Source organism: Streptomyces sp. NPDC041200 (assembly GCF_055591805.1).
In genome coordinates, this window is sequence record NZ_JBVIZF010000024.1 from 1 (window position 1) to 25,906 (window position 25,906).

22 protein-coding genes and 3 pseudogenes are annotated in these 25,906 nt (G+C 70.2%); 15 read left to right on the top strand and 10 right to left on the bottom strand.

Annotated elements, in window-relative coordinates:
• Positions 1-59: 59 nt before the first annotated feature.
• Entirely contained in the window at positions 60-305 is a 246-nt protein-coding gene (locus tag ACZ6CL_RS32915) for a hypothetical protein (protein WP_468942550.1), read from the bottom strand.
• A 195-nt stretch (positions 306-500) separates the two neighbouring features.
• Between ACZ6CL_RS32915 and ACZ6CL_RS32920 the strand changes: the two genes are divergently transcribed.
• The 7 genes from ACZ6CL_RS32920 to ACZ6CL_RS32950 all read left to right on the top strand — a co-directional run bounded on the left by ACZ6CL_RS32920 (position 501) and on the right by ACZ6CL_RS32950 (position 6,754).
• A complete protein-coding gene (locus tag ACZ6CL_RS32920) occupies positions 501-887 on the top strand; it encodes a hypothetical protein (protein ID WP_468942552.1) in 387 nt (128 codons plus the stop codon).
• A complete protein-coding gene (locus ACZ6CL_RS32925) occupies positions 863-1,123 on the top strand; it encodes a hypothetical protein (protein WP_468942554.1) in 261 nt (86 codons plus the stop codon). The genes ACZ6CL_RS32920 and ACZ6CL_RS32925 overlap by 25 nt, the downstream gene beginning before the upstream one ends.
• Positions 1,124-1,258: 135 nt before the next feature.
• Positions 1,259-2,827, top strand: coding sequence for an ABC transporter substrate-binding protein (locus tag ACZ6CL_RS32930; protein ID WP_468942556.1), 1,569 nt, complete (start codon positions 1,259-1,261; stop codon positions 2,825-2,827).
• A 1-nt stretch (position 2,828) separates the two neighbouring features.
• The gene (locus tag ACZ6CL_RS32935; protein ID WP_468942558.1) at positions 2,829-3,758 is read left to right on the top strand and encodes an ABC transporter permease; all 930 of its coding nucleotides are present in this window, start codon (positions 2,829-2,831) and stop codon (positions 3,756-3,758) included.
• Positions 3,759-3,772: 14 nt separating this feature from the next.
• Entirely contained in the window at positions 3,773-4,735 is a 963-nt protein-coding gene (locus tag ACZ6CL_RS32940; RefSeq protein ID WP_468942559.1) for an ABC transporter permease, read from the top strand.
• Positions 4,732-5,745: an ABC transporter ATP-binding protein gene (locus ACZ6CL_RS32945; protein WP_468942561.1), complete on the top strand. Its 1,014-nt coding sequence runs from the start codon at positions 4,732-4,734 to the stop codon at positions 5,743-5,745. Before ACZ6CL_RS32940 ends, ACZ6CL_RS32945 begins: the two co-directional genes overlap by 4 nt.
• A complete protein-coding gene (locus tag ACZ6CL_RS32950; protein WP_468942564.1) occupies positions 5,738-6,754 on the top strand; it encodes an ABC transporter ATP-binding protein in 1,017 nt (338 codons plus the stop codon). Before ACZ6CL_RS32945 ends, ACZ6CL_RS32950 begins: the two co-directional genes overlap by 8 nt.
• 6 nt (positions 6,755-6,760) lie before the next feature.
• Here ACZ6CL_RS32950 and ACZ6CL_RS32955 read toward each other — a convergent pair whose 3' ends face one another.
• The gene (locus ACZ6CL_RS32955; protein WP_468942566.1) at positions 6,761-7,951 is read right to left on the bottom strand and encodes an alginate lyase family protein; all 1,191 of its coding nucleotides are present in this window, start codon (positions 7,949-7,951) and stop codon (positions 6,761-6,763) included.
• Positions 7,952-8,022: 71 nt separating this feature from the next.
• Entirely contained in the window at positions 8,023-8,928 is a 906-nt protein-coding gene (locus ACZ6CL_RS32960; protein WP_468942568.1) for a LysR family transcriptional regulator, read from the bottom strand.
• A 100-nt stretch (positions 8,929-9,028) separates the two neighbouring features.
• Here ACZ6CL_RS32960 and ACZ6CL_RS32965 point away from each other — a divergent pair, with 100 nt between their 5' ends.
• Together ACZ6CL_RS32965 and ACZ6CL_RS32970 are read left to right on the top strand one after the other, a co-directional pair.
• A complete protein-coding gene (locus tag ACZ6CL_RS32965) occupies positions 9,029-10,291 on the top strand; it encodes an MFS transporter (RefSeq protein WP_468942570.1) in 1,263 nt (420 codons plus the stop codon).
• A gap of 8 nt (positions 10,292-10,299) precedes the next feature.
• Positions 10,300-10,440, top strand: a pseudogene (locus ACZ6CL_RS32970) (IS701 family transposase); the annotation flags it as partial.
• Positions 10,441-10,645: 205 nt separating this feature from the next.
• Here the strand turns inward: ACZ6CL_RS32970 and ACZ6CL_RS32975 are convergent.
• The 7 genes and pseudogenes from ACZ6CL_RS32975 to ACZ6CL_RS33005 form a co-directional block, all read right to left on the bottom strand.
• Positions 10,646-11,263: a DNA polymerase ligase N-terminal domain-containing protein gene (locus ACZ6CL_RS32975; protein ID WP_468942573.1), complete on the bottom strand. Its 618-nt coding sequence runs from the start codon at positions 11,261-11,263 to the stop codon at positions 10,646-10,648.
• An 83-nt stretch (positions 11,264-11,346) separates the two neighbouring features.
• Complete coding sequence (locus ACZ6CL_RS32980) at positions 11,347-12,621, bottom strand: PP2C family protein-serine/threonine phosphatase (RefSeq protein WP_468942576.1); 1,275 nt, start codon at positions 12,619-12,621, stop codon at positions 11,347-11,349.
• Between the two features lie 270 nt (positions 12,622-12,891).
• Entirely contained in the window at positions 12,892-13,425 is a 534-nt protein-coding gene (locus tag ACZ6CL_RS32985; RefSeq protein WP_468942579.1) for a hypothetical protein, read from the bottom strand.
• A gap of 52 nt (positions 13,426-13,477) precedes the next feature.
• Positions 13,478-13,852 carry a hypothetical protein gene (locus tag ACZ6CL_RS32990; RefSeq protein WP_468942582.1) on the bottom strand — a complete coding sequence of 125 codons (375 nt, stop codon included), beginning with the start codon at positions 13,850-13,852 and terminating at the stop codon, positions 13,478-13,480.
• Positions 13,853-14,025: 173 nt separating this feature from the next.
• Positions 14,026-14,331, bottom strand: a complete 306-nt coding sequence (locus ACZ6CL_RS32995; protein WP_468942584.1) for a plasmid stabilization protein — start codon at positions 14,329-14,331, stop codon at positions 14,026-14,028.
• 77 nt (positions 14,332-14,408) lie between these two features.
• A pseudogene (locus tag ACZ6CL_RS33000) lies at positions 14,409-14,642 on the bottom strand (hemerythrin domain-containing protein); the annotation flags it as partial.
• A gap of 169 nt (positions 14,643-14,811) precedes the next feature.
• Positions 14,812-15,549 (bottom strand): heparin lyase I family protein, encoded by a 738-nt coding sequence (locus tag ACZ6CL_RS33005; RefSeq protein WP_468942586.1) that lies wholly within the window; start codon positions 15,547-15,549, stop codon positions 14,812-14,814.
• Between the two features lie 593 nt (positions 15,550-16,142).
• Here ACZ6CL_RS33005 and ACZ6CL_RS33010 point away from each other — a divergent pair.
• The 6 genes and pseudogenes from ACZ6CL_RS33010 to ACZ6CL_RS33035 all read left to right on the top strand — a co-directional run.
• Positions 16,143-17,555, top strand: a complete 1,413-nt coding sequence (locus ACZ6CL_RS33010) for a family 2B encapsulin nanocompartment shell protein (RefSeq protein ID WP_468942755.1) — start codon at positions 16,143-16,145, stop codon at positions 17,553-17,555.
• Between the two features lie 154 nt (positions 17,556-17,709).
• Entirely contained in the window at positions 17,710-19,956 is a 2,247-nt protein-coding gene (locus tag ACZ6CL_RS33015; RefSeq protein ID WP_468942589.1) for a family 2 encapsulin nanocompartment cargo protein terpene cyclase, read from the top strand.
• Between the two features lie 656 nt (positions 19,957-20,612).
• A complete protein-coding gene (locus ACZ6CL_RS33020; RefSeq protein WP_468942591.1) occupies positions 20,613-21,701 on the top strand; it encodes an ABC transporter substrate-binding protein in 1,089 nt (362 codons plus the stop codon).
• A 251-nt stretch (positions 21,702-21,952) separates the two neighbouring features.
• Positions 21,953-24,592 (top strand): SpoIIE family protein phosphatase, encoded by a 2,640-nt coding sequence (locus ACZ6CL_RS33025; RefSeq protein WP_468942758.1) that lies wholly within the window; start codon positions 21,953-21,955, stop codon positions 24,590-24,592.
• A gap of 218 nt (positions 24,593-24,810) precedes the next feature.
• Positions 24,811-25,233: a spore-associated protein A gene (locus tag ACZ6CL_RS33030; protein ID WP_468942594.1), complete on the top strand. Its 423-nt coding sequence runs from the start codon at positions 24,811-24,813 to the stop codon at positions 25,231-25,233.
• Positions 25,234-25,822: 589 nt separating this feature from the next.
• Positions 25,823-25,897, top strand: a pseudogene (locus ACZ6CL_RS33035) (AAA family ATPase); the annotation flags it as partial.
• Between the last annotated feature and the right edge of the window lie 9 nt (positions 25,898-25,906).

Sequence of the window (25,906 nt, forward strand, 5' to 3'; positions counted from 1 at the left end):
GATGGCGAAGCCCAGATCGTGCGACGGGGGGCGGGCGACACCGCGCGCTTCGAGTAGGTCTAACCGTCGACGCACTTGGGGTAGTTCGAGCCCCGGTTGCAGTCGTGGTAGTCGTACTTGCTGACGCGGAACTTCTTCTCCTCGCCCCCCTTGGCGGGATCGACGACCAGATAGAACTTCTTCCCGTCCTTCACCTTCTCGGTGACCTTCCCCTCCGGGCCTTTCTCGAAGTCCTGTGCGCACCCGGTGAGTGCGAGGGCGGTCACGGCCACGAGTGCGAGGGCGGGGGCGAGGCGGCGTTGCATGTGGTGCTCCTGATCGACTTGAAGACGTGGGCAGTCTAAGGTCATTGGCCGCCCCGCCGAGCAGGCAGGGTCCGCCGCTCACACCCCCTTCACACACGGACCTCGGCGCAGGTCACCTCCCGGCTGCGGGCGCTACCTCGGGAGCGAACGGCTCCACCCGTCCGCGCTTCTTCACCGAGGCCGCGAGGACCAGCCATGACCGACGCTCCGAGGGCCGACCTCCACGAGGGGTTCCGCGACCCCCTGCTCGCGGGCTCGGCCGCGCTGACCGGGTTCCTGGACGAAGTCGACCGACTGCCGGGAGTGCGGGCGATCCACCGGGCGATGCGCCGGGCGCTCGGCATCCGCCCCGGGACGCGCTTGCTGGACGCCGGGTGCGGCATCGGGCTCGAGGTGACCCGGCTGGCCCACGAGCACCCGGACGCCGACTTCACCGGGCTGGACAAGAATCCGCATCTGCGCACACCGCCCGGCAGCGTGCCGTCCCGCCGCCGTCCAACCTCACCTGGGTCCACGCGCCCCTGGAAGCGTCGGGGCTCGCGGAGGAGTCGTACGACGTGGTCCGCACCGAGCGGGTGCTGATGTACGCGCCGGGTCCGGCGGAGGTGGCGGCGTCCCCGTATTCCTTCTCCGCGAACGAACCGGTGTGGCGCGGCATCGTGCACGACACCCTGCGCCTCGCGCTGGAGCGGGAATCCGGCCGGCGCGAGGAACTCCGGTCGCGGCTGGAGGCCCAGGCCGCCACGGCCCACGACAGTCCCTTCCTCGCCGCGTTCACCGGGGTGCCCACCACCGCCCGCCGCCCGGATGAGGCCTGACCTCAGGTTGATCCAACCGCGCCGGTTCAACTTCCGCTTGTGTCAGATCTCTTGACGCCTCGCCACCTCCGCCTTAGCTTCGGCGTTTATAAATGCAGACCGAGTACGCACATGTAGACAGTCTCGGGGGCCAGGATGAGATCCGACCGGGCGCGGCGCACCGTGCTCACCCTTGTGGTCTCGGGGACGCTGCTGCTGACCAGCGCGTGCGCCGTGGCGAACAGCGATGCCGCGGGTGACGCCGGGAGCGCGGGCGGTGGCACGCTGCGGGTGGTGCTCACCCAGGAGCCCCCGACACTGGAGCCGTGCGAGTCCTCGCTGACCGCGACCGGAGTCGTCGTCCGCTCGAACGTCACCGAACCGCTGGTGGAACGGGATCCCACCTCCGGCAAACTGGAACCGCTGCTGGCCACCGGCTGGCGGCAGACGAAGCCCACCACGTGGACCTTCGGCATCCGCTCCGGCGTGACCTTCCAGAACGGGCGGCCGTTCACCGCCGAGGACGCCGCGTTCTCCATCGAACGGGCCGTCAACTCGGACCTCGCCTGCAATGTCGACGGCTATGTCTTCGGCGACGAGAAGCTCGACGTACGGGCCGTCAGCCCCACCCGGCTGACCGTCACCACCCGGAAGGCCGACCCCATCCTCCCGCTGCGGCTCAGCTTCATCGAGATCGTGCCGCGCACCACCGACACCGAAGCCAAGGTGCGCATACCGGTCGGGACCGGCCCCTACGCCGTCAGGAAATGGGAGACCGGGGTCTCGATCTCCCTGGCCCGCAACGACCGGTACTGGGGCAAGCCGCCCGCCTATCCCCGGGCCCGGTATGTCTGGCGCGGCGACGCCAGTGTCCGCGCCGCCATGATCGACAAGGGCGAGGCCGACATCGCGACGGCGCTGGACCCCGTGGACGCGGCCAAGGACACCACCGTCGCCTACCCCAACAACGAGACGACCGCCCTGCGGCTGGACGGACGCGAGGCGCCCCTGGACGACATCCGGGTGCGCAAGGCGATCGGCATGGCCGTCGACCGCACGGGCATCACCGACGCCCTGCTCGGGGGACTCGCCCGCCCCGCCGCGCAACTCGTCCCGCCCGGCGTGGTGGGCCACAACGACGGCCTCGCCACCACCCCGTACCAGGTGGCGAAGGCCCGCGCGCTGGTCGATCGGGCCGCCGCCGACGGTGTCCCCGTCCGCCGCCGGATCACCCTCGTCGCACGCAACGGCCAGTTCGCCGGGATAGCGGAGGTGGCCGAGGCGCTGCAGTACCAGATGGCGCGCATCGGGCTGAACGTACGGATACGGATGGCGGACACCGCCACCCACCTCCAGTACCAGCTGCGCCCGCTCCCCCGGGGCGTCGGGCCGATCGCGCTGCTCATCATGCACGGCAACCAGGCCGGGGACGCGGCCTTCACGACCAGTCAGTACCTGCTGAGCGACGGCCCCCAGTCCACCTTCGGCACCCCGCGGCTGGATCGCCGTATCGCCGCGGCGAACGCGCTGTCCGGCAGGGCCCGGCAGAAGGCCTTCGCCGATGTGCTCGCCTACCAGAACGAGAGCGTCGCACAGTACGCGTACCTGGCCCATATGCGCGGGCTGCTCGGGCTGTCGCGCTCGGTGCGGTACCGCCCGGACTCCGCCACCGGGGACGAGATGCGGCTGGCCGAGGTCCGGCCCGTGAAGGCGGGGAACCACTGACATGGCGACCTTTCTGCGCAAGCGCGTCATCTCCAGCGCGATCCCCCTGGTGTTCGTGGTGCTGGGCGTGTTCTGCCTGGCCCGGCTGACCGGTAACCCCGTCGACCTCTACCTCCCGCTGAGCGCTACCGACCAGCAGCGCGCGGAGTTCTCCGCCGCCCACGGCTTCGACGACTCGGTCCCCGTACAGCTGTGGGACTACCTCAGCAACGCGGCGCGGCTCGACTTCGGCGAATCGCTGCGCACCGGGGAGCCCGCCGACGCGATGGTGCTGGAGGCCTTTCCCGTCACCCTGCAGCTCGCGGGCATGACCATGCTGCTGGCGGTGCTCGGCGCCCTGCTGGTCGGAAGCCTCGCCGCCTACCGGCCGGGCTCGGCGCTCGACCGGCTCGCCAGTGTGCTGTCGATGACGGCGGCCAGCATTCCCGACTTCTGGTTCGCGATCATGGGTGTGCTGGTCTTCGGCGTGGGGCTCGGCTGGCTGCCGACCTCCGGCACCCTGGGCGGTCCCGAGGTGTGGGTGCTGCCGCTCGCCACGCTGCTGATCCGCCCGTTCGGGGTGCTCGTCCAGGTGGTCCGCGGCAGCATGGTCGGCGCGCTGTCGGCGCCGTACGTCAAGGTGGCCCGCAGCAAGGGGGCCGATGCCATGCGGGTGGTGTTCGGACACGCCCTGCGCAACGCCGTAACCCCCGTCCTGACCGTCGCGGGCGATCTCGCCGTCGGCCTCGTCAACGGCGCGGTGGTGGTGGAGACGATCTTCGGCTGGCCCGGGATCGGCAAGCTCATGATCGACTCGATTCTGCAGCGCGACTTCGCGGTGTTGCAGGCCGCCGTCCTGCTCACCGCCGTGACGATCTTCGCGCTGAACATCCTCGTCGACGTCTGCCACGCGCTGATCGACCCCCGAGTGCGCCAGGCGGTACCGGCGTGAGCGAAGGAGCCACCATGCCCGCGTCCGACGGCCGTTCACGCTCCGTTTCGGCCACTACGCCGCCTTCCCGTCCGCCCCGCTGGTGGCGGCTGCTCGGCAGGGACCGGGGCGCGGCCGCCGCGGCCGTCATCCTGGCCCTGGTGTTCCTCGTCGCACTGTCCGGGCAGCTCTTTCTCGGCGACCGGGCGGTACGGCAGGATCTGCGCGCCTCGCTGCGGCCGCCCTCCCTCGATCACGGCCTCTCCGGGCTGCTCGGCACGGACGTCCTGGGGCGCAGCGTGCTGGCCCGGCTGATCGACGCCGCCGGGACGACGCTGTCCATCGCGGTGCCCGCGGTGCTGTGCTCGCTGCTGATCGGCTCCGCCCTGGGGCTGTGGGCCGGATACCACGGAGGGGTGCGCGAGAGCGTCGCGATGCGCGTCGCCGATGTCATCCTCAGCTTCCCATCACTGCTGATCGCGGTGGTCGTGCTGTACGTGTTCGCACCCAGCGCGATGAACATCGTGCTGATCCTGGCCATCGCGCGCATCCCCGTCTACCTGCGCACCGCCCGCGCGGAGGCGGCCGAGCTGCGAAGCCGTCTGTTCGTCGACGCGGCCCGGACCTTCGGTACGCGCAGCACGGCCATCATCGCCCGGCACCTGCTGCCGATCGCGCTGCCGACGCTGCTGACCGTGGCCACCCTCGACTTCTGCTTCGTCATGCTGACCGAGTCGTCGCTGAGCTTCCTCGGCATCGGCATCCAGCCGCCCGACGTGAGCTGGGGGCTGATGGTGGCCCAGGGCCGCCAGTACCTGCGCAGCGCCTGGTGGATCGCCGTGCTGCCGGGCCTCGCCATCATGCTCACCACGGTGTCCGCCGCGGTGCTCGCCGCCTGGGTGCGCCTGGCCACCGACCCCGGCCAGCGCTGGCGGCTGACGCTGTCCCGCAAACGGCGCGGCGAGCGGACCGCCGTTCCCCCGGAGATGATCGCGTGAAGCCATCTGCCCCGCCGCTGCCCGCCGCGACCGGCCGTCCCGCGCTGGAGGTCGAGGGGCTCCGCGTCGATCTGCACACCCCCTCCGGCACGGTCCGCGCCGTGGACGGCGTCAGCTTCGGTGTGTACAAGGGGCGCACCCTGGCCCTGCTGGGCGAGTCCGGCTGCGGGAAGTCGATGACCGCGCTGTCCATCGCCGGGCTGCTCGACCCGGTGGCCGAGGTGACGGGCGGGGCCGTGCGGGTGTGCGGCACCGATGTGACGCGGGCGAGCCGGGCCGAGCGCAGAAAGCTGGCCGGGCCCGTGCTGTCCATCGTCTTCCAGGACGCGCTGGCCGCGCTCAACCCCGTGCAGCCGGTCGGGCGGCAACTCGCCGAGCCGTTCCGCATCCATCGCGGGATGTCACGGCGTCAGGCCGCGGAGAAGGCGGTGGAGCTGATGACCCGCGTCGGCATCCCCGAGCCCCGGCTGCGGGCCCGCTCGTATCCGCACCAGTTCTCCGGCGGCATGCGCCAGCGTCTGCTGATCGCGATGGCCGTCGCCCTGGACCCCGATGTGCTGATCGCCGACGAGCCCACGACCGCGCTCGACGTCACCGTGCAGGCGCAGATCATGCGGCTGCTGCGGGACCTGCAGACCGAACGGGACATGGCGCTCGTGCTCATCACCCACGACCTGGCGGTGGTCGCCCGGCACGCGGACGACGTCGTAGTCATGTACGCGGGCAACGTCGTGGAGACCGGCCCGGTACGGGAGGTCTTCGCCCGCCCCCGCCATCCCTACACCAAGGCGCTCCTCGACTCCGTTCCCGAACACGCCGTCCGGGGCCACCCGCTGCCCGCCGTCCCCGGCAGCCCGCCCGAGCTGAGCGCGGTGCCGTCCGGCTGTGTCTTCCAGGCCCGGTGTCCGCTGGCCGCTGAGCGCTGTGCCCGCGAACGCCCTCCCCTGGAGCTGGTCGGCGCCGCACGGCTGGCGGCTTGCCACTTCCCCGAGGAGCTGGACCGTGTCTGAGACCCCCGGAACACCTCTGCCCGAGGGAACACCTCTGCTCGACGTCCAGGGCGTGACGAAGTCGTTCGGCCACGGACGCCGCCGTCTGACCGCGGTGGACGGAGTCGACCTCCGGGTCGGGCGCGGCGAGACCCTCGGCCTGGTGGGCGAGTCCGGATGCGGGAAGTCGACCCTGGCCAGGGTGGTGCTGGGGCTGGAGCGGCCGGACGCGGGAACGGTGCGCTTCGACGGCACCGACCCGTTCACCCTGAAGGGCAAGGACCTGCTGGCGTGGCGGCGCCGGGTACAGATGGTGTTCCAGGACCCCTTCGCCTCGCTCAACGCCCGGATGTCCGCGGCCGACCTCATCGGCGAGCCGTGGCGCACCCACCGCGACATCGTGCCCACGGCGCGGGAGCGGGACCGCCGGGTCCGGGAGCTGCTGTCCCTCGTGGGACTGCGGGAGAGCGACGCCCACCGCTACCCGAACGAGTTCTCCGGCGGGCAGCGGCAGCGCATCGGCATCGCCCGCGCCCTGGCCCTCGAACCCGACCTCATCGTGTGCGACGAGCCGGTGTCCGCGCTGGACCTGTCGGTGCAGGCCCAAGTGCTCAATGTGCTCTCGGAGTTGCGGACCCGGCTCGGTGTTTCCTACGTGTTCATCTCGCACGACCTGTCCGTGGTCCGGTACGTCTCCGACCGGGTGGCGGTGATGTACCTGGGCAAGGTCATCGAACACGGCCTCGCCGACGACGTCTTCGACCGGCCGCTGCATCCCTACACCGCCGCACTGATGTCCTCCGCTCCCCGGCTCGATGTGTCCGGGGCGGCGGACGGGGAGGAGATTCCGCTGCGCGGTGAGATCCCCTCCCCGTACGGCATCCCCTCGGGCTGCCGGTTCCGTACCCGCTGCTGGAAGAGCGAGGACCGGTGTGCGGAGACGGCTCCGGCGGCCGTCACCCGCGCACCCGCGGCGCACACCGGGCAGGAGCCGCACGAGGGCCTGTGCCACTTCCCCCTCGACGGCTGATGACGGTCAGGACGGGTTGTCGGCGTGGGTGAGGGTCGTCCAGGCGTTGAAGTAGTTGTCCGTACCGGACGGGCGGTGTGCCTCGGTGTACTTCTGGGTGTTGGACATGGCGATGCCGAGGCGGTTGTGGAGGGCGTTGAAGCCGACCTCGGTGACCTCGTCGAGGCCCTTCTTGACCGAGCCCGCGCACAGCCAGGACGGCACGGTGGCGCCGTTCTCGTAGGAGGTGTGGAAGCCCAGTGCCTGGCGCAGCCGCTCCTGGATCTTCGGGTAGAGATCCTGGCCCTGGATGCGGCTGGTCTCGGCGATGTCCGCGATGGAGGCGATGCCCCAGCCGGTGTGCCCGAAGTCGCGGCAGGTCTCCTGGGAGAGGCCGTCGGTGAAGGTGCTCTGGTTCTGCCAGTACTTGATGATCTCGGCCTTGGTGTCGATGCTGCTGTTCGCGGGCGGCTTGGGCAGATCGCCGTCGCCGGTCAGGTAGACGTACGCCGGGACGCGGGCGAGGTAGGTGTTCACGGCCTTGTCGTAGCTGGCGCGGTCCTCGATGAAGACGGAGATGCCGATCGCCGCCTCGGTCATGACCAGTTGCCAGTTGCCGTTCTTGGTCTCGGCGCCGCTGATCACCTCGGGGAGGTACACGGTGCGCAGCATGGTCGCGAAGCGGCTGGAGTTCGACCAGCCGCCGTCGTAGGTGTACTTGATGATCTCGGCGGCCCGTGGCCAGGTGGAGCCGGCCCAGCCGGTCTGCAGCGGGGCGTTGGTGTTGGTGTGATCGGTGATGGTGGCGGACCAGGCGTCCATGATCTCGATCGCCTTCTTGGCGTATCTGCTGTCCCGGGTGAAGTACCAGGCGAGCGCGTCCGTGTACGCCGCGATGGCGTCCTGGCGCTCGTCGGTGCAGCCGTAGTTGGGGTTGGACGACGATCCGCACTCCACGACGGCGCGCGGCTTCGCGGTGCGCGACAGTGAGGCGTAGGAGCTGTCCATCATGTCGTCGTACGCGGCCTTCCAGGGCTGCTGACCAGCCTGCACCTTGGCGCGTGCGTAGTCGAGCTGGCCCCGGCTCACCAGCACTCCGGGGTGGGTGAAGGCAGTCGGCGCTGCGGTGGCGCGTGGGGCTGGTCCGGTGAGCTGGAGGCTCACCAGTCCGGCCAGCAGGGCGAGAACACTGAGCAGGGCGGTTCTGGTGCGTGCCATCCGATGACCTCTTCCATGCTCGTTGGCCTGGACCATAGAAAGATGTCGTGAACATGTCAATGCATGGGGGCTTACCCGGCCCCGGTTCCCATCTCACGGGCCAGCGCCACGGTCAGGGCGCGGAAGATCCGCACTTCGGGGTTGGTGTCGGTGGTGCGGGTGGCGAGGACACTGTGCGCGCGGGGTGCGTCCAGCACCGGTACGTACCGTGCGCCCGGCCAGCGGTAGTAGCGGGCGAACGAGGCGAGCCCCGAGCCCGCGCCGCGGCCCGCCGCCACGCTGGTGAGGATGTCCTGGGGCGTGAGGGCGTAATCGGGTGCGCGGCGTTCGGCGGTCTCGAAATACAGGTAGTCGGTGAAGTCGCGCGGTGTGTGCGGCGGCAGCCGCAGGTAGGGCAGGTCGATGACGTCGGCCAGCCGGACACCGGTTCCGGCGGCGTCCGCGAGGGCGGAACGGGCCGGGACCGCCACGATCCTCTGCTCCGCGGTGATGAGGTCCACGTCGATGCCCTCGGCCTCGAAGGCGGGCCGCACGAAGGCCACGTCCACCCGGTCCTCGCGCAGCGCGCTGATGTGCTCGGTAAACGTCAACTGGACCAGTTCCACGGGCACTTCGGGCCGGGCGCGACGGAAGGCGCTGACGGCGGCGGGGGTGACCTCGGCCGAGCCGTGGCCCATGATGCCCACCCGCAGGGTGCCGACGCCCCTCGGCGGGGCGAGGGCGGCCTCGGTCACGTCCTCGACGGCCGCGTTCGCGGCGGCGAGCAGGGTCCGGGCGTGGGAGACGAGCCGACGCCCGGCGACGGTCGGCACGACGGGGCCGCTGCCGCGGTCCAGTAGCCGGGTGCCGAATTCCCGCTCCAGATGCTGCACATGCTGGGTGACGGCGGCCGGTGACAGGAAGAGCCGGGAGGCGGCCCGGCCGTAGTGCTCCTCCTCGACCACAGCCAGGAACGAGGACAGCTTGCGCAGATCCATACCGGCCACGATACGACCGCCTCGCGCGTGGTCACGACGGCATTCACGATGTCTGAACGGAGGCTGCGCCGGGCGCCGCCCGGCCCGTACAACGGCTGGTATGAGCAAGCACGCCGCCACCACCGCTCCGCCCGCGACCCCCACCCCAGCCCCGCCACCGGACGCCGCCACGCCCGCGCCCCGGCACTGGCTGAGGGCGGGCTGGGTGATGACGGCCTCCGGCTGGAGCGCCAACCAGTTCTCCGCCCTGCTGGGCGCCTACCGCGACGATCTGGGGCTGACCACGGCCGATACGACGGCCCTGTTCGGCCTCTACGTGCTGGGGCTCATCCCCGGTCTGCTGCTGGGCGGGCCGCTCGCCGACCGTCGGGGACGTCGGCCCGTCGTCTTCCTCGCGCTGGGCACGTCGGCACTGGCCACCTGCCTGCTGATGATCGGCCCCAGCGCCTCCGCCTTCCTGTGGCCCGGGCGCTTTCTGACCGGGATCGGCGCGGGCGCCCTGCTGGCGGCGGGCAGCGCCTGGATCAAGGATCTGTCCTCTCCTCCGCACGGCACCGCGCCCAACCCGGGAGTGGCGGCCCGCCGTTCCGGACTGTTCCTGTCCGCGGGCTTCGCGACCGGCGGTCTGGCCGCTTCCCTGATCGCCCAGTGGGCTCCGCAGCCCATGGTCACCGCCTACATCCCGCATCTGGCCCTCTCTGCCGTCGCCGCGCTGCTGGCCGCCCGCGCCCCCGAGTCCTCCCCGGCCCACTCCGGCACGGCTCGCTCCGGCACGACCCACTCCGACACGGATCCGGCGCGCGAGTTCCGCCGGATGGTCGCCCCGGTGGCGCCGTGGGTGTTCATCGCTCCGGCGGTGGCGTTCGCCACGCTGCCCGGGCTGGTCGACGCCGAGCTGAAGGGCTGGGAGACCGTGTACGCCGGTGTGATCACCGCCGTCACCCCGGGCGCGGGCATCCTCGTGGCGCCGTTCGCACGGTCACTCGCCGCCCGGCACCGGGTCGCCACGGGTGCGATCGGACTGGTCGCCGTCGCCCTCGGGCTGCTGATCTGCGCGCTCGCCGCGGCACAGGCCCAGCCCGTGGTCGCCCTGCTCGCCTCGGTCGTACTCGGCGCCGGTTACGGCCTGTGCGTCGCCTACGGGCTGACCGAGGTCGCCGCCCTCGCGCCACCGCACCAGCTGGCGCGCCTGACCTCGTACTTCTGGACGCTGGCCTACCTGGGCTTCCTCGCCCCCTATGTCATCACCCTGTTCAGCGGGGTCTTCTCCCCGCCCGCGATCCTGGTCGGCGCCGCGGTGCTGGCGGTGATCACGCTGGCGGCGGTCGCCTACCGCGGCACCCGCCAGGCGCACGCTCACTGATCCCGGCCCGCCGTGGCATCGAGCACGACTACCGCGAACTCGAACGCGGCCTGGGCCTGGACCACTTCGAAGGCCGTACCTGGCGCGGTCGGCACCACCACGTCACCCTCGTCACCGCCGCCCAGTCCTTCCTGACCCTCAGGCACCTCGGCCTAGTCGTTCAGGCCGCCGAAGTGCTGAACGGTCCGTTCGACCACCTCTCGGCAGAAGTCGGGATCGCACAGGTCCCCCGGGAGCAGCAGGCATGTGCGGCCCTGTTCTTCCATGACGTGCCGCGTTTCTTCGGCGTCGGGCTGCTCGTAGGGCAGGGTAGACGATGGCGACGTCCGCGCCCTCACGTGCGTAGCTACCGGACTACCCGGCATCCGCCTCGGCTGCCGCCACCTGGCGAAGCGTGCGCCGGGTGCGTACGGAACGGGCCCTCTCCGGATCGGGGGTGCTGTGCCGGGAGCCGCGGGTGTCGTCCTTCTTCACCAGCAGCCATGCCTCCCGGTCCGTGCCCTGGCGGATGCGGGTGAGCGCGTACCCGCCATGGAGCTTGTGGCCGTGCAGCCGGAACGAGGCATGACCGCGTTCCAGGGCCTCTGCGAAGGGGATCTCGTTGCCCCGGCGATCGGTCGACGTGCTGCGGTACGTCCCCTCGTCCCACAGAATGACGGTGCCCGCTCCGTACTCGCCTTCTGCGATCGTGCCCTCGAAGTCCGCGTACTCGAGCGGATGGTCCTCGGTGGGCATGGCGAGCCGTTTGTCGTGCGGATTGCCGGAGGGCCCCTTGGGGACCGCCCACGACTTGAGAACGCCGTCCACTTCGAGCCGGAAGTCGAAGTGCGTGGTGGTCGCGTCATGGATCTGGACGACGAAGGAGGCCCGCCGCCCCGGACGGCCGCCGCGGCTCCCGCCGCCCTTGGGTTCCGCTGACTTCCCGAAGTCGCGCTTGCGCCGATATTCCTCGAGGGCATCGGTCGTCGGCATGGTGTTCTCCTTCCGACGCACGGCCGTTCCCGTTGCCCGGGCCGCCCCATTCCGAGCCGGGCAAGTACCCGGCTCTCGCCACGCTAATCGGGGCGCTGGGGGATTCCCGCCAGTCTGGCGGCCTGTCCACTGGGCGTGGGGATGGCGCTGAACCATTCGCAGAACAGGATGGTGGCGTCGTCCTTCAGTTCCCCGCCGTGATGGTCCAGGACGGTGTGGATCACCCGGCGCAGGGTCTCGGGCACCGGCAGGCCCGCTGCGTGGTGGCGGGTGAGCAGGGCTGTGAAGCGGTCGATCCCGAATTCCTCCTCGCCGGGGCGGCGCGCTTCGGTGATGCCGTCGGTGTAGAGGACGATACGGTCCCCGGGCTCCAGCTGTTCATGGCACACGGTGGCCTCGGGCCCCAGACCGATCCCCATGGGAGGCGCGGGCGGACAGTCCAGACAGGCCGGACCGCCGGCCTCCCTGCGGATGACGATCGGCGGCGGGTGTCCGCGGTTGATCCAGGACAGATCGCCGGTGCGAGTGTCCAGGCAGCACAGCACACCGGTGACGTAGCGGGCTTGCGGGGACTGGTCGAGCAGTGCGTCGTCCACGGCCCGCCCGATCTCCACCAGCCCGGCTCCTTGTCTGCGTGCGTTGCGGCAGGCACCCATCGCCAGGGCCGTGGCCAGACCGGCGGCCGTGTCGTGTCCCATGGCATCGAAGATCGCCAGATGTACCCATGGTCCGTCGGTGGCGTACTCATAGGCGTCCCCGCTGACCTGGTAAGCGGGTTCCAGGACGCCGGAGATCGCCACCCTGCCGTCCACGAATGTGCGCTCCGGCATCAGGTTCCACTGCATCTCGGCGGCGATCCCCATCGCCTTGGTACGCGTCAGGCGCGCGTAGGTGTCGCTGGTCTCCGCCTTGCGGACGATCAGCAGGGCCAGCAGCGCGGCCAGCGCCTCCATGTCCTCCCTGACCCGCGCGTCGTCGGTGTCCACGGTCACCCGCATCACACCGACCCGCTCGGTGCCGTCCAGCAGCGGTACCCACCGCCGGAGGTCTTCGTACGGCATGTCGTCGGCGGTGATCTTCCCCAGCTGATACGCCCGCCCGGCCGTGGTCCCTTCGATCGCCAGTTCCTCAGGGGCGTCCACCGCGGGGGGCGCGGTGAGCCCGGCGCCGGAGAGCCTGCGCAGGATGTTGCCCTGCAGATCGCGCAGATAGATCACCACCTCGGTGAGACCGGCAAGCGCCGCGTACTCGCTCGTCTTGGCGGGCAGCATTTCCAGCGGCATCAAGTGGCTTTCGGCCAGCAAACCGGCCAGCATCCGCCGTCCCCTGGCGCCCCGGTCACTCAGCGACGAAGACATCGCCGTGGCGCCTCCTCGGTTCTGATCGTCAGCACAGAACTATCAATACCGCTGCGATGCGCCACTCAGCGACGCGACACGAGAGGCATCGTGCTCAGGGGGCCAGTCCTTGGCGCTGGAGCGCCACCGACAGCGCCGCTGACGCGATGGCCGACGCCACGGTGACGGTCAGCAGCCGGTTCTGACCACCATCAACCCGGTCGAGCCGGAGGAATGACCGACTTGCGGCTCCGGAACCGCCGAAGCCGATTAGCTCACGCCCTCAGGCGCTCACCGTCCGTAAGAGCCCTTGCGCGGCAGGGGCCCGACATCGGCGTGGCGGCCGGGGCGGAGCGCGGCGTGGCGTTGTCCGGGGCCGGGGCCGCTCCGGGCGGCGAGTGCGTCGGCGACGGCTCCGGTGGCGACGGCGTACACGGTCTTGTGCAACACGTCCGCGGCCAGTTCCGTCCGGGGCCAGGTGGAGGGCGGAGCGCCGACACCCGTGGCGTTCTCCAGGATCTGGTCATTGGTGAGGCGGACGACAGCGAACATCGCCGAGGCGACCGGCCCACGCAGCCCCACGTGGGCCATCACCGACCGCAGAACGCCGAGCAGGGCGGCCTGGCCGATATGCATGGCCCAGTTCGCTGTCGGCGGCTGCTTGCCGGGACGCTCAGCCATCCCCATCAGGCGTACGAGGACACGACCGGGAACGTGCGAGTCGGGACGGCCGGTGATGGCCTGCTCCACCTTCTCGCCGCAGGTCATCACCACCCCTCCGGCCGTGCCGGCCAGCAGCCCCTGCCACAACACGCGCTTGATCATGTCTTGTCGAATACCCGGTGCGGCCACCTCACTCCACCCAACGGAGCCACGGTCACCCGAGTGCCGCGTCTGCCCCGCCGTCGCGTGACGTCCAGCAGCAGTCACTCGCCGGCACTTCGCACAGCTCCTCGGCCTGGCGGGACAACCGGTTCTCGTCGATCTCACGGAAAGGCCGGATGAACTGGACGAGCGCTTCGAGCAGGTCGGCGTAGTCACGCAGAAAGCCGTCGCACTCGTCGCCCCCTTCCTTCTGTCGCCACTGATGGAGGCTGAGGGTGAGGGAGCCGAGCTGGTACGTGACACGCTCCAGCGCGTCGATGACATCGCGGTAGCCGGAGAAGTCTCCGCGCCGCCTATGGCGGGGCAGCAGCTCGCGGGGGTTGTAGGCGCGACCCTGGTAACGGGGGTGGCGAAGGCGTCCGGGCACCGCGGCCACTCATTCCGTGGACAGCGCTTCCAGCAGGTCACCGGCGCGGGGCCCGGCAGCGCGCGGGCGACACTCAGTGCCCGGTGTCACGATCTCTCGTGCGATGGTCATCGCTTGTCCCGCCTCACGGCGCACGCCCCGTCCCGCTCCTGCGGAGGGGCGGTGCCGGGCGGTCAGCGGCCCAGGGCCTTGGCCAGCTGCGCCTTGGTCATGTGCGAGCGGCCCTCGACGCCCCGCTGCTTGGCCTCGTTGTAGAGCTGGTCGCGGGTCGGGGCTTGGGGGCCACTGTGCGAACGCTCTCCGCCCCGCTGGGGCGCGGACTTCGTGTCCTGGGTCGAGCTCCTGCTCGCGGACTCCGCCTCCCCGGAGCGGGCCCGTTCCTGGGGCTGTCCGGCGCGCCGGGATGCGGCCTGGTGGGCGCGGTCTTCTTCGCGCTGCGCACCTTGTTCCCGAGATCGTCCAGGTCCTCTTTGCCACATGCCTGGCGCATCTGGACGAAGAGGTTCGTTTCCTCGTCGTGGACGTGGCTCGTCACCTCTGTCTTCAGCTTAAGCACGAGGTCGTCGAAGTCGGGGGCGTCTGCGTCGCGCCCCTCCAATTCCTTGAGCAGATGCTCGACCCGGGAGTGGTCGGCGATCTCCTTGTCGGCGATGGCGTCGCCGCCCGCCAGATAGCGGCGTACCGCGGCATAGAGGCACTCCTCCTCGGCCACTGAATGCCGGACCAATTCGATGGTCACCTGATCCAGTGGCCGTTTCCGCTCCGAGCTTCCCGCAGCGGCCCCCTGCATCTCCCCGAAGAGATGATCGACCTCGCGGTGGTCGGTGGTCAGTTCGTCAATGACGTTCCCGCCATGCGAAATGGAGGAACAATCTGCGTACCGCGTCACGGCCACACGCACCGGCCCACTCGCACCGCAGGAGGCCGACGAAGCGGAGGCACGGTGGGCGTCCGTGACATCACCAGTTGGCGGGTTCCGCCAGGCTGTACGAGTTCGCGATGCGTGCCTGGTCGTGGAAGACGGAGAGCTCCCGGGGCCCGGCGGGGAGATTCTCGCGCCAACCGGTGCAGTAGATGCCAGAGGACCAGCGGACCGTGTTGGACGTCTTGGGCAGCACGGGGACCCCGGTCTTGCTGTACGCCTTCACGCCGTTGACCCAGATCTCGATGGCGCCGTCGGTCGCGTCGAACTTCAGGCGCGTGACGATCCGGATCCAGGTGCCGCGCAGATCCGTGACCTTGGCGACGTTCGCGCTGAAGCCGCCGGAGCCGCCGATGCGCAGGTCGTCATTCTGGATGAACATCAGCTCCCAGGGGCCCTCGGGGTCCTCGGGCGACCACTGCTGGAACGTCACATTCTGGTTGTGGAACTGCCAGGTGGGGGCAAGGTAGACGGCCTGGCCGTAATAGCGGTCCTGACCGACGGCCTGCGTGGAGCCTTGAATGGTCTCGGAGTGGTAGCCGCCGCCCTCATCGATGTAGGTCTGCTTGGCCTCGATGGCGTTGCCACCCTTGTAGGCGGGGGTGGAGACGTTGCGTATGACGCCTTGCTTCTGGGGCTTCTGCGGGTAGTTGGACCAACCCTGAACAGTGCCCTCGTTCTGGAAGTAGACCCCGGCGGGCCATGCCTGGACGCTCGTGTCGGCGCGGGTGTCTGCTCCGGCGGGTCCGCCGGTCAGGGCAAGGCCGGCGATCATCACGACAGCGCATACAGCTTGGATCCACTTCTGACTTGACTTCCTTAACATCCGATCAATCCCTTTCAGTCTCTCGGCGATCTGAAATTCACCCCGCGAAAATAGGGCAACCAGCACAAGCTGTCCAGAGCATCAACACATAGAGATCCGATGTATTGCCCGTGTCGCGTGTCCGAGTCCCAACCCGCCGACGACATCTCCCCTGGCCCATCTGTGCTGGGGGCCGGGGGGCTGCACTTCCCGGGCTGGGGACGGCGCAGCAAGCCAGGAAGCCTCAACCCCGCGCTGGCGCCCGCCCCATGGATCGACGGATGCCGAGCCTTGAGGGGGATGACGGGCGGCCCCTCCGGGGGCGTGGCGCCCTGAGGTCCCCATTCGGCCGGTCCGACCGCACTGCCGCAACCGGCCTGCGACAGAAGGACATTAGGTCGCTTCCACCGAAAACTCTCCATCTGACGACCCTCGTTGACCCCCAGAACGGAGTGTTAGGGTCCGGTACGGGCGAAGATCAACTTCCGCGCCCCGACAGTTGCGACCGGCCGTCGCTGTCGTTCCCTCTCCCGCTCTCATGGATGGATGGCGCCTTCATGTCTATGCCGCTCGACCCGCCCCCTGCCGGCCAGGACGGCCAACAGCCTCAGCTGAGCCTGGCCACCGCTGCCGCGCGGAATCTGGCCAGTACGACCAAGACTCCTCCGCAGATGCAGGGCCTCTCCTCGCGGTGGCTGCTGCGCCTGCTGCCGTGGGTGCAGGTCTCCGGAGGTGCGTACCGGGTGAACCGCCGGCTCACGCACACCCTCGGCGACGGCCGGGTCGAGTTCGTCGCCACCGGCACGGACGTCCGGGTCATCCCCGCCGAGCTGCGTGAGCTGCCGCCGCTGCGGGACTTCACGGACGAGCAGGCCCTGGGCGCGCTGGCGGAGCGGTTCGAGCAGCGGGAGGTGGCCGCCGGCGAGACCATCGTGGAGTCGGGCCGCCCGGCCGACGAGGTCGTTCTCATCGCGCACGGCAAGGGCAACAAGCTGGGCACCGGCAAGTACGGCGACCCGACCGTCCTCGGTGTGCTCGCGGACGGCGACTACGTAGGCGAGGGGCTGCTGACCGGCTCGGCCGCCGAGTGGGAGTTCACGGTGCGCGCGGTGACGACGTGCACCGTCCTGAGCCTGTCGCGGGCGGCGTTCGAGGAGGTCCAGGGCCGCTCGGAAGGACTGCGCACGCACCTGGAGGCACTCCGCTCCGCCACTCGCCCGCCGCAGAACAAGCAGGGAGAGGCCGCCATCGACCTGGCCTCCGGGCACGAGGGCGAGTGGACCCTGCCGGGCACCTTCGTCGACTACGAGCTCAGCCCCCGCGAGTACGAGCTGAGCGTTGCCCAGACCGTGCTCCGCGTGCACAGCCGCGTCGCCGACCTCTACAACGACCCCATGAACCAGGTGGAGCAGCAGCTCCGTCTCACGGTCGAGGCACTGCGCGAGCGCCAGGAACACGAACTGGTCAACAACCGTGACTTCGGCCTCCTCCACAACGCGGACCTGAAGCAGCGCATCCGTACGCACAGTGGCCCGCCCACTCCCGACGACCTCGACGAGCTGATCTCGCGGCGGCGCAAGACCCAGTTCCTGCTTGCTCACCCGAAGGCGATCGCGGCCTTCGGCCGGGAGTGCAACAAGCGCGGGCTCTACCCGCAGGGCGTGGAGCTGGAGGGCCACCAGGTGCCGGCCTGGCGCGGCATCCCGATCCTGCCCTGCAACAAGATCCCGGTCAGCCCCGAGGGCACCAGCTCCATCCTGGCCCTGCGCACGGGCGAGGAGGACCAGGGCGTTGTCGGCCTCCACCAGACGGGCATCCCCGACGAGGTCGAGCCCGGCCTCAACGCCCGTTTCATGGGCATCGACGAGAAGGCGATCATCTCCTACCTGGTCAGTACGTACTACTCCGCGGCAGTACTCGTCCCGGACGCGCTCGGCATCCTCGAAGACGTCGAGATCGGCCACTACGAGAACTAGACAGTGCCAGGCGGGTCAGGGTGCGCGCCCCCGAGGGGCGCCGGTAACCGCGCGACCGGCCACGCGACACGCGCGCGCCCCGCACCCGCCCCGGCGTGATCCGCCGGACACGGCTTGACCGCACGCTTCGCATTCAGGAAAGGGCCGGGCACCCGTGACACAGCCTTTTGAACTGCCGGACTTCTACATGCCGCACCCCGCGCGCCTGAACCCTCATCTGGAGGAGGCGCGGCAGCATTCGAAGCGGTGGGCCCGGGAGATGGGCATGCTCGAAGGCTCGGGGGTCTGGGAGGAGCGGGACCTCGACGCGCACGACTACGCGCTGCTGTGCGCCTACACCCACCCCGACGCGCCCGGCCCGGCCCTTTCCCTGGTGACCGACTGGTACGTGTGGGTCTTCTTCTTCGACGACCACTTCCTTGAGGAATTCAAGTACACGAACGACCGGGAGGGCGCCAAGGCGTACCTGGACCGGCTGCCGCTCTTCATGCCGACCGATCCGGCCGCGGCCGTCCCCGAGCCGACGAACCCGGTCGAGGCCGGTCTGGCCGACCTGTGGGCCCGTACGGTGCCGAGCATGTCGGCCAACTGGCGGGCGCGGTTCGCGGAGAGCACCGAGAACCTCCTCAACGAGTCGTTGTGGGAGCTGTCGAACATCAATGCCCACCGCATTCCCAACCCTGTCGAGTACATCGAGATGCGCCGCAAGGTCGGCGGTGCCCCCTGGTCGGCGGGGCTCGTCGAGTACGCGATCGGGGCCGAGGTGCCCGCGCCGGTGGCCGCGTCACGCCCGTTGCAGGTGCTGCGGGACGGCTTCTCCGACGCCGTGCACCTGCGGAACGACCTCTTCTCGTACCAGCGCGAGGTCGAGGAGGAGGGAGAGAACAGCAACGGCGTGCTGGTTCTGGAGACCTTCCTCGGCTGCGCCACCCAGGAGGCCGCCGACGCCGTCAACGACCTGCTCACCTCCCGCCTCCAGCAGTTCGAGAACACCGTCTTCACCGAACTCCCCCCGCTCTTCGCCGAGACCGCCCTGAGCCCGGACCAGTGCGCGGCCGTCCTCGCCTACGTCAAGGGGCTGCAGGACTGGCAGTCGGGCGGCCACGAGTGGCACATGCGGTCCAGCCGCTACATGAACGGGAGCGGAGCGGAGGGGCGCCCGGCCCCGTCGGGACTCGGCGGGTTCTCGCTCCTGCCGAGCGGGCTGGGCACGTCGGCGGCGCGGATCGGGCTGACGACCACCCGCCGGGCCGAGGCCGGGCGGCTGCGGAGCTTCACCCACGTCCCGCATCAGCGCGTGGGGCCCTCGCAACTTCCCGATTTCTTCATGCCGTTCACCACCCGGCTCAGTCCGCACCTGGACGGCGCCCGGCGGAACGTGGTCGAGTGGGGGCGCCGCATGGGCATGCTCGAAGCCCAGCCCGGCATCCCCGGCTCGCACATCTGGACCGAGCGCAAGCTCGCCGGTTTCGACTTCCCCCTGTGCGCGGCCGGTATCCACCCCGACGCCACTCCCGAGCAGCTCGACATCACCTCCGGCTGGCTGACCTGGGGCACGTACGGGGACGATTACTTCCCCGTCGTCTTCGGCCGCACCCGGGACCTGGCCGGGGCGAAGGCCGCCAACCAGCGGCTCTCGTCCTTCATGCCGGTGGACGGCTCGGTGCCGCCCGCCCCCGCCAACGCGCTGGAGCGCGGCTTGGCCGACCTCTGGGCCCGCACCGCCGGCCCGATGACCCCGCAGGCCCGCCGCACCTTCCGTACGGCCATCGAGGACATGACCTCCAGCTGGCTGTGGGAACTGGCCAACCAGGCCCAGAACCGTATCCCCGACCCCGTCGATTACATCGAGATGCGCCGGATGACCTTCGGCTCCGACCTCACCATGAGCCTGTGCCGGCTGGGCCACGGGCAGCAGGTCCCACCCGAGGTCTACCGCAGCGGCCCGCTGCGCTCCCTGGAGAACGCCGCCGCCGACTACGCCTGCCTCCTCAACGACGTCTTCTCCTACCAGAAGGAGATCGAGTACGAGGGCGAGGTGCACAACGGTGTCCTGGTCGTCCAGAACTTCTTCAACTGCGATTACCCGACCGCCCTCGGCATCGTCCACGACCTGATGACCTCCCGGATGCGTCAGTTCCAGCATGTCGCGCAGCACGAACTACCCGTCGTCTACGACGACTTCAAGCTGGGTCCGGACGCCCGCCGCATCCTGGACGGCTACGTGCGCGAGCTGGAGAACTGGCTGTCGGGCATCCTCACCTGGCACCAGGGCTGCCACCGCTACAAGGAGGACGACCTGCGCCGCGACCTCCCCGGGCGTCCGCACCGCCGCCTCGACATCCCCACCGGCCTGGGAACCTCGGCCGCCCGCCTCCCCAGGCTCACGCGACGGCGGTAACGCCCCGGCATGTCCCCGCACCCGGCGAGCCGGTGGGCACCCGCGGGGAGCGTCATCATGGCGACACCCGGTCCACCACGATCACGGACTCCACCTTCCGCTCGTCGTCGGACAGACGGCGCAGCAGGGTCTGGGGCGCGCGTCTGGCGCCTTCTCGATGTTGGCGGTGGAGCAGCGCGGCAGAGGAGGCGTCGGCGGGCGCGGACGATCTGTTCGACCGCTGGCGCCGACGGGCCCCGCTCCGGCATCTCGCACTCGTCCCTCGTCCTGGCCGCCTCCGCAGCGCGCTCCCGCCCGCACGGACGCCACCCGGGGCATGGTCGACGGCGCGGTGCTGTCGGCCATGAAACCGGGGCCCGGCTGATCAACGTCGGCCACGGCCCTCTGGTCGACGAGAAGGCGTTCGTCGACCACACGGCGGGCGAAACCACCGGGGAGAGGCGTCGCGGGTGCGTGGTGGACACCACCCTGGCTCACTCTTCCTGGCGCCCCGAAGAGCTTGACCTCCATTATGTCCGTAAAGCGATGATTTACCCGGTAAGCACGGACCAAGGCTCCGCGACGAACGACTGGCCCCCGGGCGATGCCGTACTCCAGGCAGCGCCACACAGGAACGGGCCTGGTCAGCGGCGCTGAAGACACAAGGGAGGCAGCCGGTGGGAGACGTCGGAATCGGCCGCAGGGCGTTCCTGGGCGGCGTCGGCTCGATCGCGGTCGGCGCATCTGCCGCAGCGCTCACCGGATGCGAGAGCAGCGGCGACCGGAGCACCACCAAGAGCAGTAAAACGCTCGTCGTCCGCAACTTCGGTGGTTCTTACGGCGAGGCGAGCCGCAAGGCCGTCTACGACCCGTTCACCAAGGAAACCGGCGTCCGGATCACGGTGGTGAATTTCGGGCAAACCCAGATGCTCGCCCAGATCAAGGAAGGCCGTCCGCGGTTCGACGTCATGGACATCGACATGTCCAATCTGGTGCGCTTCGAGCACGAGGACGCCTCCGAGGAACTGGACTACGGCCGGCTGAAGAACACCAGGAACGCGGGAATCGCCGAGTCCCTGCTCACCCCCAATGGCGTGGGCAAGAGCTACTGGGCCAGCGTCCTCGCCTATCGCACCGACGCCTTCGGCCGAAGGAAGCCCGAGTCATGGGCGGATTTCTGGGACGTCGGCACCTTCCCGGGCAGCCGGGCGCTACAGGGCACGGTGGACTGGCCGGAGCTGGAGTTCGCCCTGCTCGCCGACGGTGTGTCGCTCGACAGGCTTTACCCACTCCATGTGAACCGCGCCTTCAAGGTCCTCGATGAGATCAAGAGCTCCGTGCGGACATTCTGGGAAGACGGCGCGGAGCCGGGTCAGCTGCTGGATCGCAACAGGGTCACGGCCTCCAGCTCCTGGGCCGGTCGCCTCCAGAGCCTGATCGAGCGCGGGTCTCCGCTCGCCTACGAGTGGAACGGTGCTCGCAGGCAGAGCAACGGCTACGGAATTCCCAAAGGCTCCGCGAACCCCGACGACGCCTATCGGCTCATCGATTTCGCGCTGCGACCCGAGGTGCAGGCCCACATGGCACGGATCTACCCCGACGCACCCGTGGTGCCCGCCGCCTACGGATATCTCACCGAGTCCACGGCGGTGAACCTGGCGAGCACCCCTGGGCACCTGCTGTCGGGCTTCGACCTGGACGTCGAGTGGTGGCTCAAGAACCAGGACTCCGTGACCAGGCGCTGGCAGGAGTGGGCGCACGATTGACCGACCGAATTGCACAATATGTTCGCATATAGATCTGTATGATAAAGAGATCTATGGCCAGGCATCTTGGTCGGCTCCCGGCCTTCTGGTCCCACGCACACCGCGCGGGGCGGCCTCGGTCGGCCTCGCGACGGTTCAAGAAGCCCGGCCCGCGGCCGGAGCCTGGCGGCCGGCCCCCGGGGAGGCGCTGGAGGGCCCTGCCGAGGGTGCGCAGCGTCGCCGGCCGGGTGTTTTTGCTCCAGCTGGTGATCATGGTGCTGTTCGCCGCCGCCGCGGGAGCGGCTCTCGTAGTGCAGGCCCGGAACTCGAGCATGCAGGAGGCCCGGCAGTTGTCGATGGGCGTGGCCCAGTCCTTCGCGCGGTCCCCGGGCACGGTGGATGCCATGAAGTCCCGTGATCCCACCAAGCTGCTTCAGCCGCGCGCGGAGGACACCCGGAAGCACACCGGGGTCGACTACGTGGTCGCGTTCGACCCTCAGGGCTTCCGCTGGACCCACCCCGACCGGAAGCTGATCGGGAAGCACATCTTCGCCCATCGCGAGGGCGCCGCCGCCGACCGGCCCTTCACCAAGACGTTCGAGGGCAGCCTGGGCCTTGCCGTGGACACGACGGTTCCCGCCTACGACACCAACGGGACCACCATCGTCGGCTTCGTGTCGGTCGGGGTCACCGTCGCCAGCGTGGACTCCGTGGTGCAGGACCAGCTGCCGCAGCTGCTGGGTTTCGCCGGCGGCGCCCTCGCGGTGGCGGCGGTCGGGACAGCGCTGGTCTCCTGGCGGCTGCGGCGGCAGACCCGCGGCCTGGATCCGTCCGAGATGACCCGGATGTACGAGCACCACGACGCGGTGCTGCACGCGGTACGGGAAGGCGTACTGATCATCGGCGGTGACGCCCGGCTGCTGCTCGCCAACGACGAGGCACGGCGGCTGCTGGCCCTGCCCGCGGACGCCGAGTCGCGGCGTGTCACCGATCTCGGCCTGGCGGCGGACACCGCCGAGCTGCTGGGCTCGGCCCGGGCGGTCACCGACGTGGTGCACCTGGCCGGCGACCGGCTGCTGGCGGTCAACATACGGCCGGTCGACCCCGACGGCCGCCCTGTCGGCAGCGTGGTCACGCTGCGCGACACGACAGAACTACGCGCACTGACGGGCCGCGCGGAGGTGGCACGGGGGCGTCTGGGGCTGCTGTACGAGGCGGGGGTACGCATCGGAACCACGCTGGACGTGGTGCGCACCGCGCAAGAACTGGCCGAGGTGGCGGTCCCCCGGTTCGCCGAAGCCGCGACGGTCGATCTGCTGGACCCGATCTTGCAGGGTGCCGTGCCACCCGCTCCCCACCCCGAGATGCGCCGGGTGGCGGTACACGGCATCGACAGTGCCCGGTCCCTCTATCCGACGGGAGAGCTGATCCGCTTCGCCCCCACCTCACCCGTGGCCCTCGGTGCCGAGCGGGGCCATGCGGTCCTGGACACCGACCTGACCGCTCCCGGCGGCTGGCTGGCCGACCAGGACCCCGAGCGCGCCCGGCGCCTGCTGGACCTCGGCTTCCACTCCCTGATCACCGTGCCGCTCCAGGCCCGCGGTGCGATGCTGGGCATGGCGAGCTTCTGGCGCTCGGGGGCCGTTCCCTTCGACGGGGAGGACGTGGCCTTCGCCGAGGAACTGGCCGCCCGGGCCGCGGTGGCCGTCGACAACGCCCGCCGCTACACACGCGAGCACGCCCTCGCCGAGACACTCCAGCGCAGCCTGTTGCCCAGTTCCCTGCCCGCCCACTCCGCCGTGGAGGTCGCCCACCGCTACCTGCCCGCCCTGGAAGGCGTGGGCGGCGACTGGTTCGACGTGATCCCCCTGCCCGGCGCCCGGGCCGCACTGGTGGTCGGCGACGTGGTGGGGCACGGCCTCCACGCCGCGGCCACCATGGGCCAGCTGCGCACCGCGGTGCACAACTTCTCCGCCCTGGACCTGCCCCCGGACGAGCTCCTTGGACACCTGGACGAGCTGGTCGCACGGATCGACAGCGACGAGAACGCCGATCGGGACGCCGAGAGCGTCTCGGGAGCCACATGTCTCTACGTGATCTACGACCCGGCGTGCGGGACGTGCTCACTGGCGCGGTCCGGGCATCTCGAGCCGGCCCTGGTGCACCCCGACGGCACCGTGGAGTACCTTCAGGTGCCCGGTTCGCCGCCCCTCGGTCTCGGCGGTGGACTGCCCTTCGAGACTGCCGAGTTCACCCTCCCCGAGGGCTCCCGCCTGGTCCTTTTCACGGACGGCCTGGTCGAGGACCGGGAGCGGGGCATCGACACCGGCCTCGAGGCACTGCGCCACGCCCTGGCGCACCCGGGCCGAACACCGGAGGAGACCTGTCAGGACGTCCTCGACGCGGTGCTACCCGCCCAGTCGAGCGACGACATCGCGCTGCTCGTCGCCCGCACCCGCCTCCTCGATCCGTCCCACGTGGCCGAGTGGGACGTGCCGAACGATCCGGCGGTCGTCGCCGGTATCCGGGCGGAGGCCACCCACCGACTAGGGGTTTGGGGGCTGGGAGAGATGGCCTCCGCCACCGAGTTGATGATCAGCGAGTTGGTCACCAACGCCATCCGCTACGGAATCGAACCGATCCGGCTGCGGATGGTGCACGACCGCGACAGCCTGATCTGCGAGGTCGCCGACGGCAGCAGCACCTCGCCACACCTGCGCCGGGCCGCCACCACCGACGAAGGCGGACGCGGACTGTTCCTCGTCGCCCAGTTCGCACAGCGCTGGGGCACCCGCTACGTGGCCCGGGGCAAAGTGATCTGGGCCGAACAGTCCGCCCGGAGCCCGGCGAGCGATCCCGACGGAGCGTCGGCCGACGACCTGCTGGACCAATGGGAGGACGCGGCCTGGTGAGCTGCCGCACGGCTCCGGGCCGGGCGCCCCGGCTATCCGCTGCCCGCACACGACGAGGAGGCAGGAGCAGCCGGTGCGGTGACAGAACTGTGACGCGGTGAGGCCACAACCAACCCCAGGGCCATCGGGTCTCACCACACGTGTGACTGGCGCCGGTTGAGCGGTTCGGCCGCGCCGCCGGACACGCACGTACGGACCACACATACGAGGGGAACCCCATGAAGCTCGCACGTCGCACAGCCGCCGTCACCACCATCGCCATCATCGTCGGCGGCAGCACCCTCGCCCTTGCCGGGCCCGCGTCCGCGGCCGAGTCGGTCGGCCCGGTCGCGCAGTACAACGGAGCCTGTGGGGCCGGCCACAAGGTCATCGACTCCGCCGACATGGAGAACCTGGGCACCACGTTCCTGACGTACAACAAGACGACCGGCGACAACTGCGTGGTCACCGTTCGCACCCACACCGGGTCGCCGGTGTACATGTTCGCCTCGCTCAGCTCTGTGAAGGAGGGGAAGGCGACCGACAGCGGCCAGTTCACGACCTACGCCGGGCCCGTCTACCTTCACGCCCCCGGAGAATGCGTCACCTGGGAAGGCGGCATCACCACGTATTCCACGAAGGGCACCGGTCACTGCGGCTGATCTCGGATGGTCCGCGGGCGGGCGTCGTGCTTCGGCGACCGCCTCGGCCACCTCGCGCTCCCGTGCGGTGAGCAACGCGAACCCCTGCCGGGCGCGTTCGGCCCGGTCGTCCGGTTCCGTCGCCGCGTGTTCGATGAGTGCCCGCGCGGCGGACGGCGACAGGGCGGGCTCGCCGCGGGCGGCCCGCCGTACCGCCTCCACGATTCCCTCGGGCACCGCGTGCTTGACGAGGTATCCGGCGGCGCCGGCGCGCATCGCCTCCAGTACCAGCCGGTGCTCGTCGAAGGTGGTCAGCACGATCACCTGCGGGGACGGGGCGCCGGGCTGGGTGACCCTCGCCCTTACGTCACCGTCGACTGGCTCACCCACGGCGGCAGTTACTTCGATGCCCCCCCACATCGAAGAGTTCACCGTCGTCAGCTTCGTCATCGAACACCTGGTGGAGCGCCGGCCCGACCCGCAGATGGCGCACGAGCACGCCCCCGTACGCGCCAAACTGTCCCGCGAGCCCGGCTTCATCGCCTTCCGCTCGCCAAGACCGCCGCGGCCGTATGCCCCGACCATTGACCGAGGAACGCGAAAGAGCACCATGACATCACCGACCCTGGCCGTCGTGAGCGGCGGACCCGGCACCGGAAAGACGACCCTCGCCCACGAACTCGCCCGGGAACTC

What these genes read in the sequence shown, in the direction of transcription:
- ACZ6CL_RS32915 (WP_468942550.1), bottom strand. Translation starts at nt 305, where the DNA reads ATGCAACGCCGCCTCGCCCCCGCCCTCGCACTCGTGGCCGTGACCGCC.
- ACZ6CL_RS32920 (WP_468942552.1), top strand. Translation starts at nt 501, where the DNA reads ATGACCGACGCTCCGAGGGCCGACCTCCACGAGGGGTTCCGCGACCCC.
- ACZ6CL_RS32930 (WP_468942556.1), top strand. Translation starts at nt 1,259, where the DNA reads ATGAGATCCGACCGGGCGCGGCGCACCGTGCTCACCCTTGTGGTCTCG.
- ACZ6CL_RS32935 (WP_468942558.1), top strand. Translation starts at nt 2,829, where the DNA reads ATGGCGACCTTTCTGCGCAAGCGCGTCATCTCCAGCGCGATCCCCCTG.
- ACZ6CL_RS32940 (WP_468942559.1), top strand. Translation starts at nt 3,773, where the DNA reads ATGCCCGCGTCCGACGGCCGTTCACGCTCCGTTTCGGCCACTACGCCG.
- ACZ6CL_RS32955 (WP_468942566.1), bottom strand. Translation starts at nt 7,951, where the DNA reads ATGGCACGCACCAGAACCGCCCTGCTCAGTGTTCTCGCCCTGCTGGCC.
- ACZ6CL_RS32960 (WP_468942568.1), bottom strand. Translation starts at nt 8,928, where the DNA reads ATGGATCTGCGCAAGCTGTCCTCGTTCCTGGCTGTGGTCGAGGAGGAG.
- ACZ6CL_RS32965 (WP_468942570.1), top strand. Translation starts at nt 9,029, where the DNA reads ATGAGCAAGCACGCCGCCACCACCGCTCCGCCCGCGACCCCCACCCCA.
- ACZ6CL_RS32975 (WP_468942573.1), bottom strand. Translation starts at nt 11,263, where the DNA reads ATGCCGACGACCGATGCCCTCGAGGAATATCGGCGCAAGCGCGACTTC.
- ACZ6CL_RS32980 (WP_468942576.1), bottom strand. Translation starts at nt 12,621, where the DNA reads ATGTCTTCGTCGCTGAGTGACCGGGGCGCCAGGGGACGGCGGATGCTG.
- ACZ6CL_RS32985 (WP_468942579.1), bottom strand. Translation starts at nt 13,425, where the DNA reads ATGATCAAGCGCGTGTTGTGGCAGGGGCTGCTGGCCGGCACGGCCGGA.
- ACZ6CL_RS32995 (WP_468942584.1), bottom strand. Translation starts at nt 14,331, where the DNA reads ATGTGGCAAAGAGGACCTGGACGATCTCGGGAACAAGGTGCGCAGCGC.
- ACZ6CL_RS33005 (WP_468942586.1), bottom strand. Translation starts at nt 15,549, where the DNA reads ATGATCGCCGGCCTTGCCCTGACCGGCGGACCCGCCGGAGCAGACACC.
- ACZ6CL_RS33010 (WP_468942755.1), top strand. Translation starts at nt 16,143, where the DNA reads ATGCCGCTCGACCCGCCCCCTGCCGGCCAGGACGGCCAACAGCCTCAG.
- ACZ6CL_RS33025 (WP_468942758.1), top strand. Translation starts at nt 21,953, where the DNA reads ATGGTGCTGTTCGCCGCCGCCGCGGGAGCGGCTCTCGTAGTGCAGGCC.
- ACZ6CL_RS33030 (WP_468942594.1), top strand. Translation starts at nt 24,811, where the DNA reads ATGAAGCTCGCACGTCGCACAGCCGCCGTCACCACCATCGCCATCATC.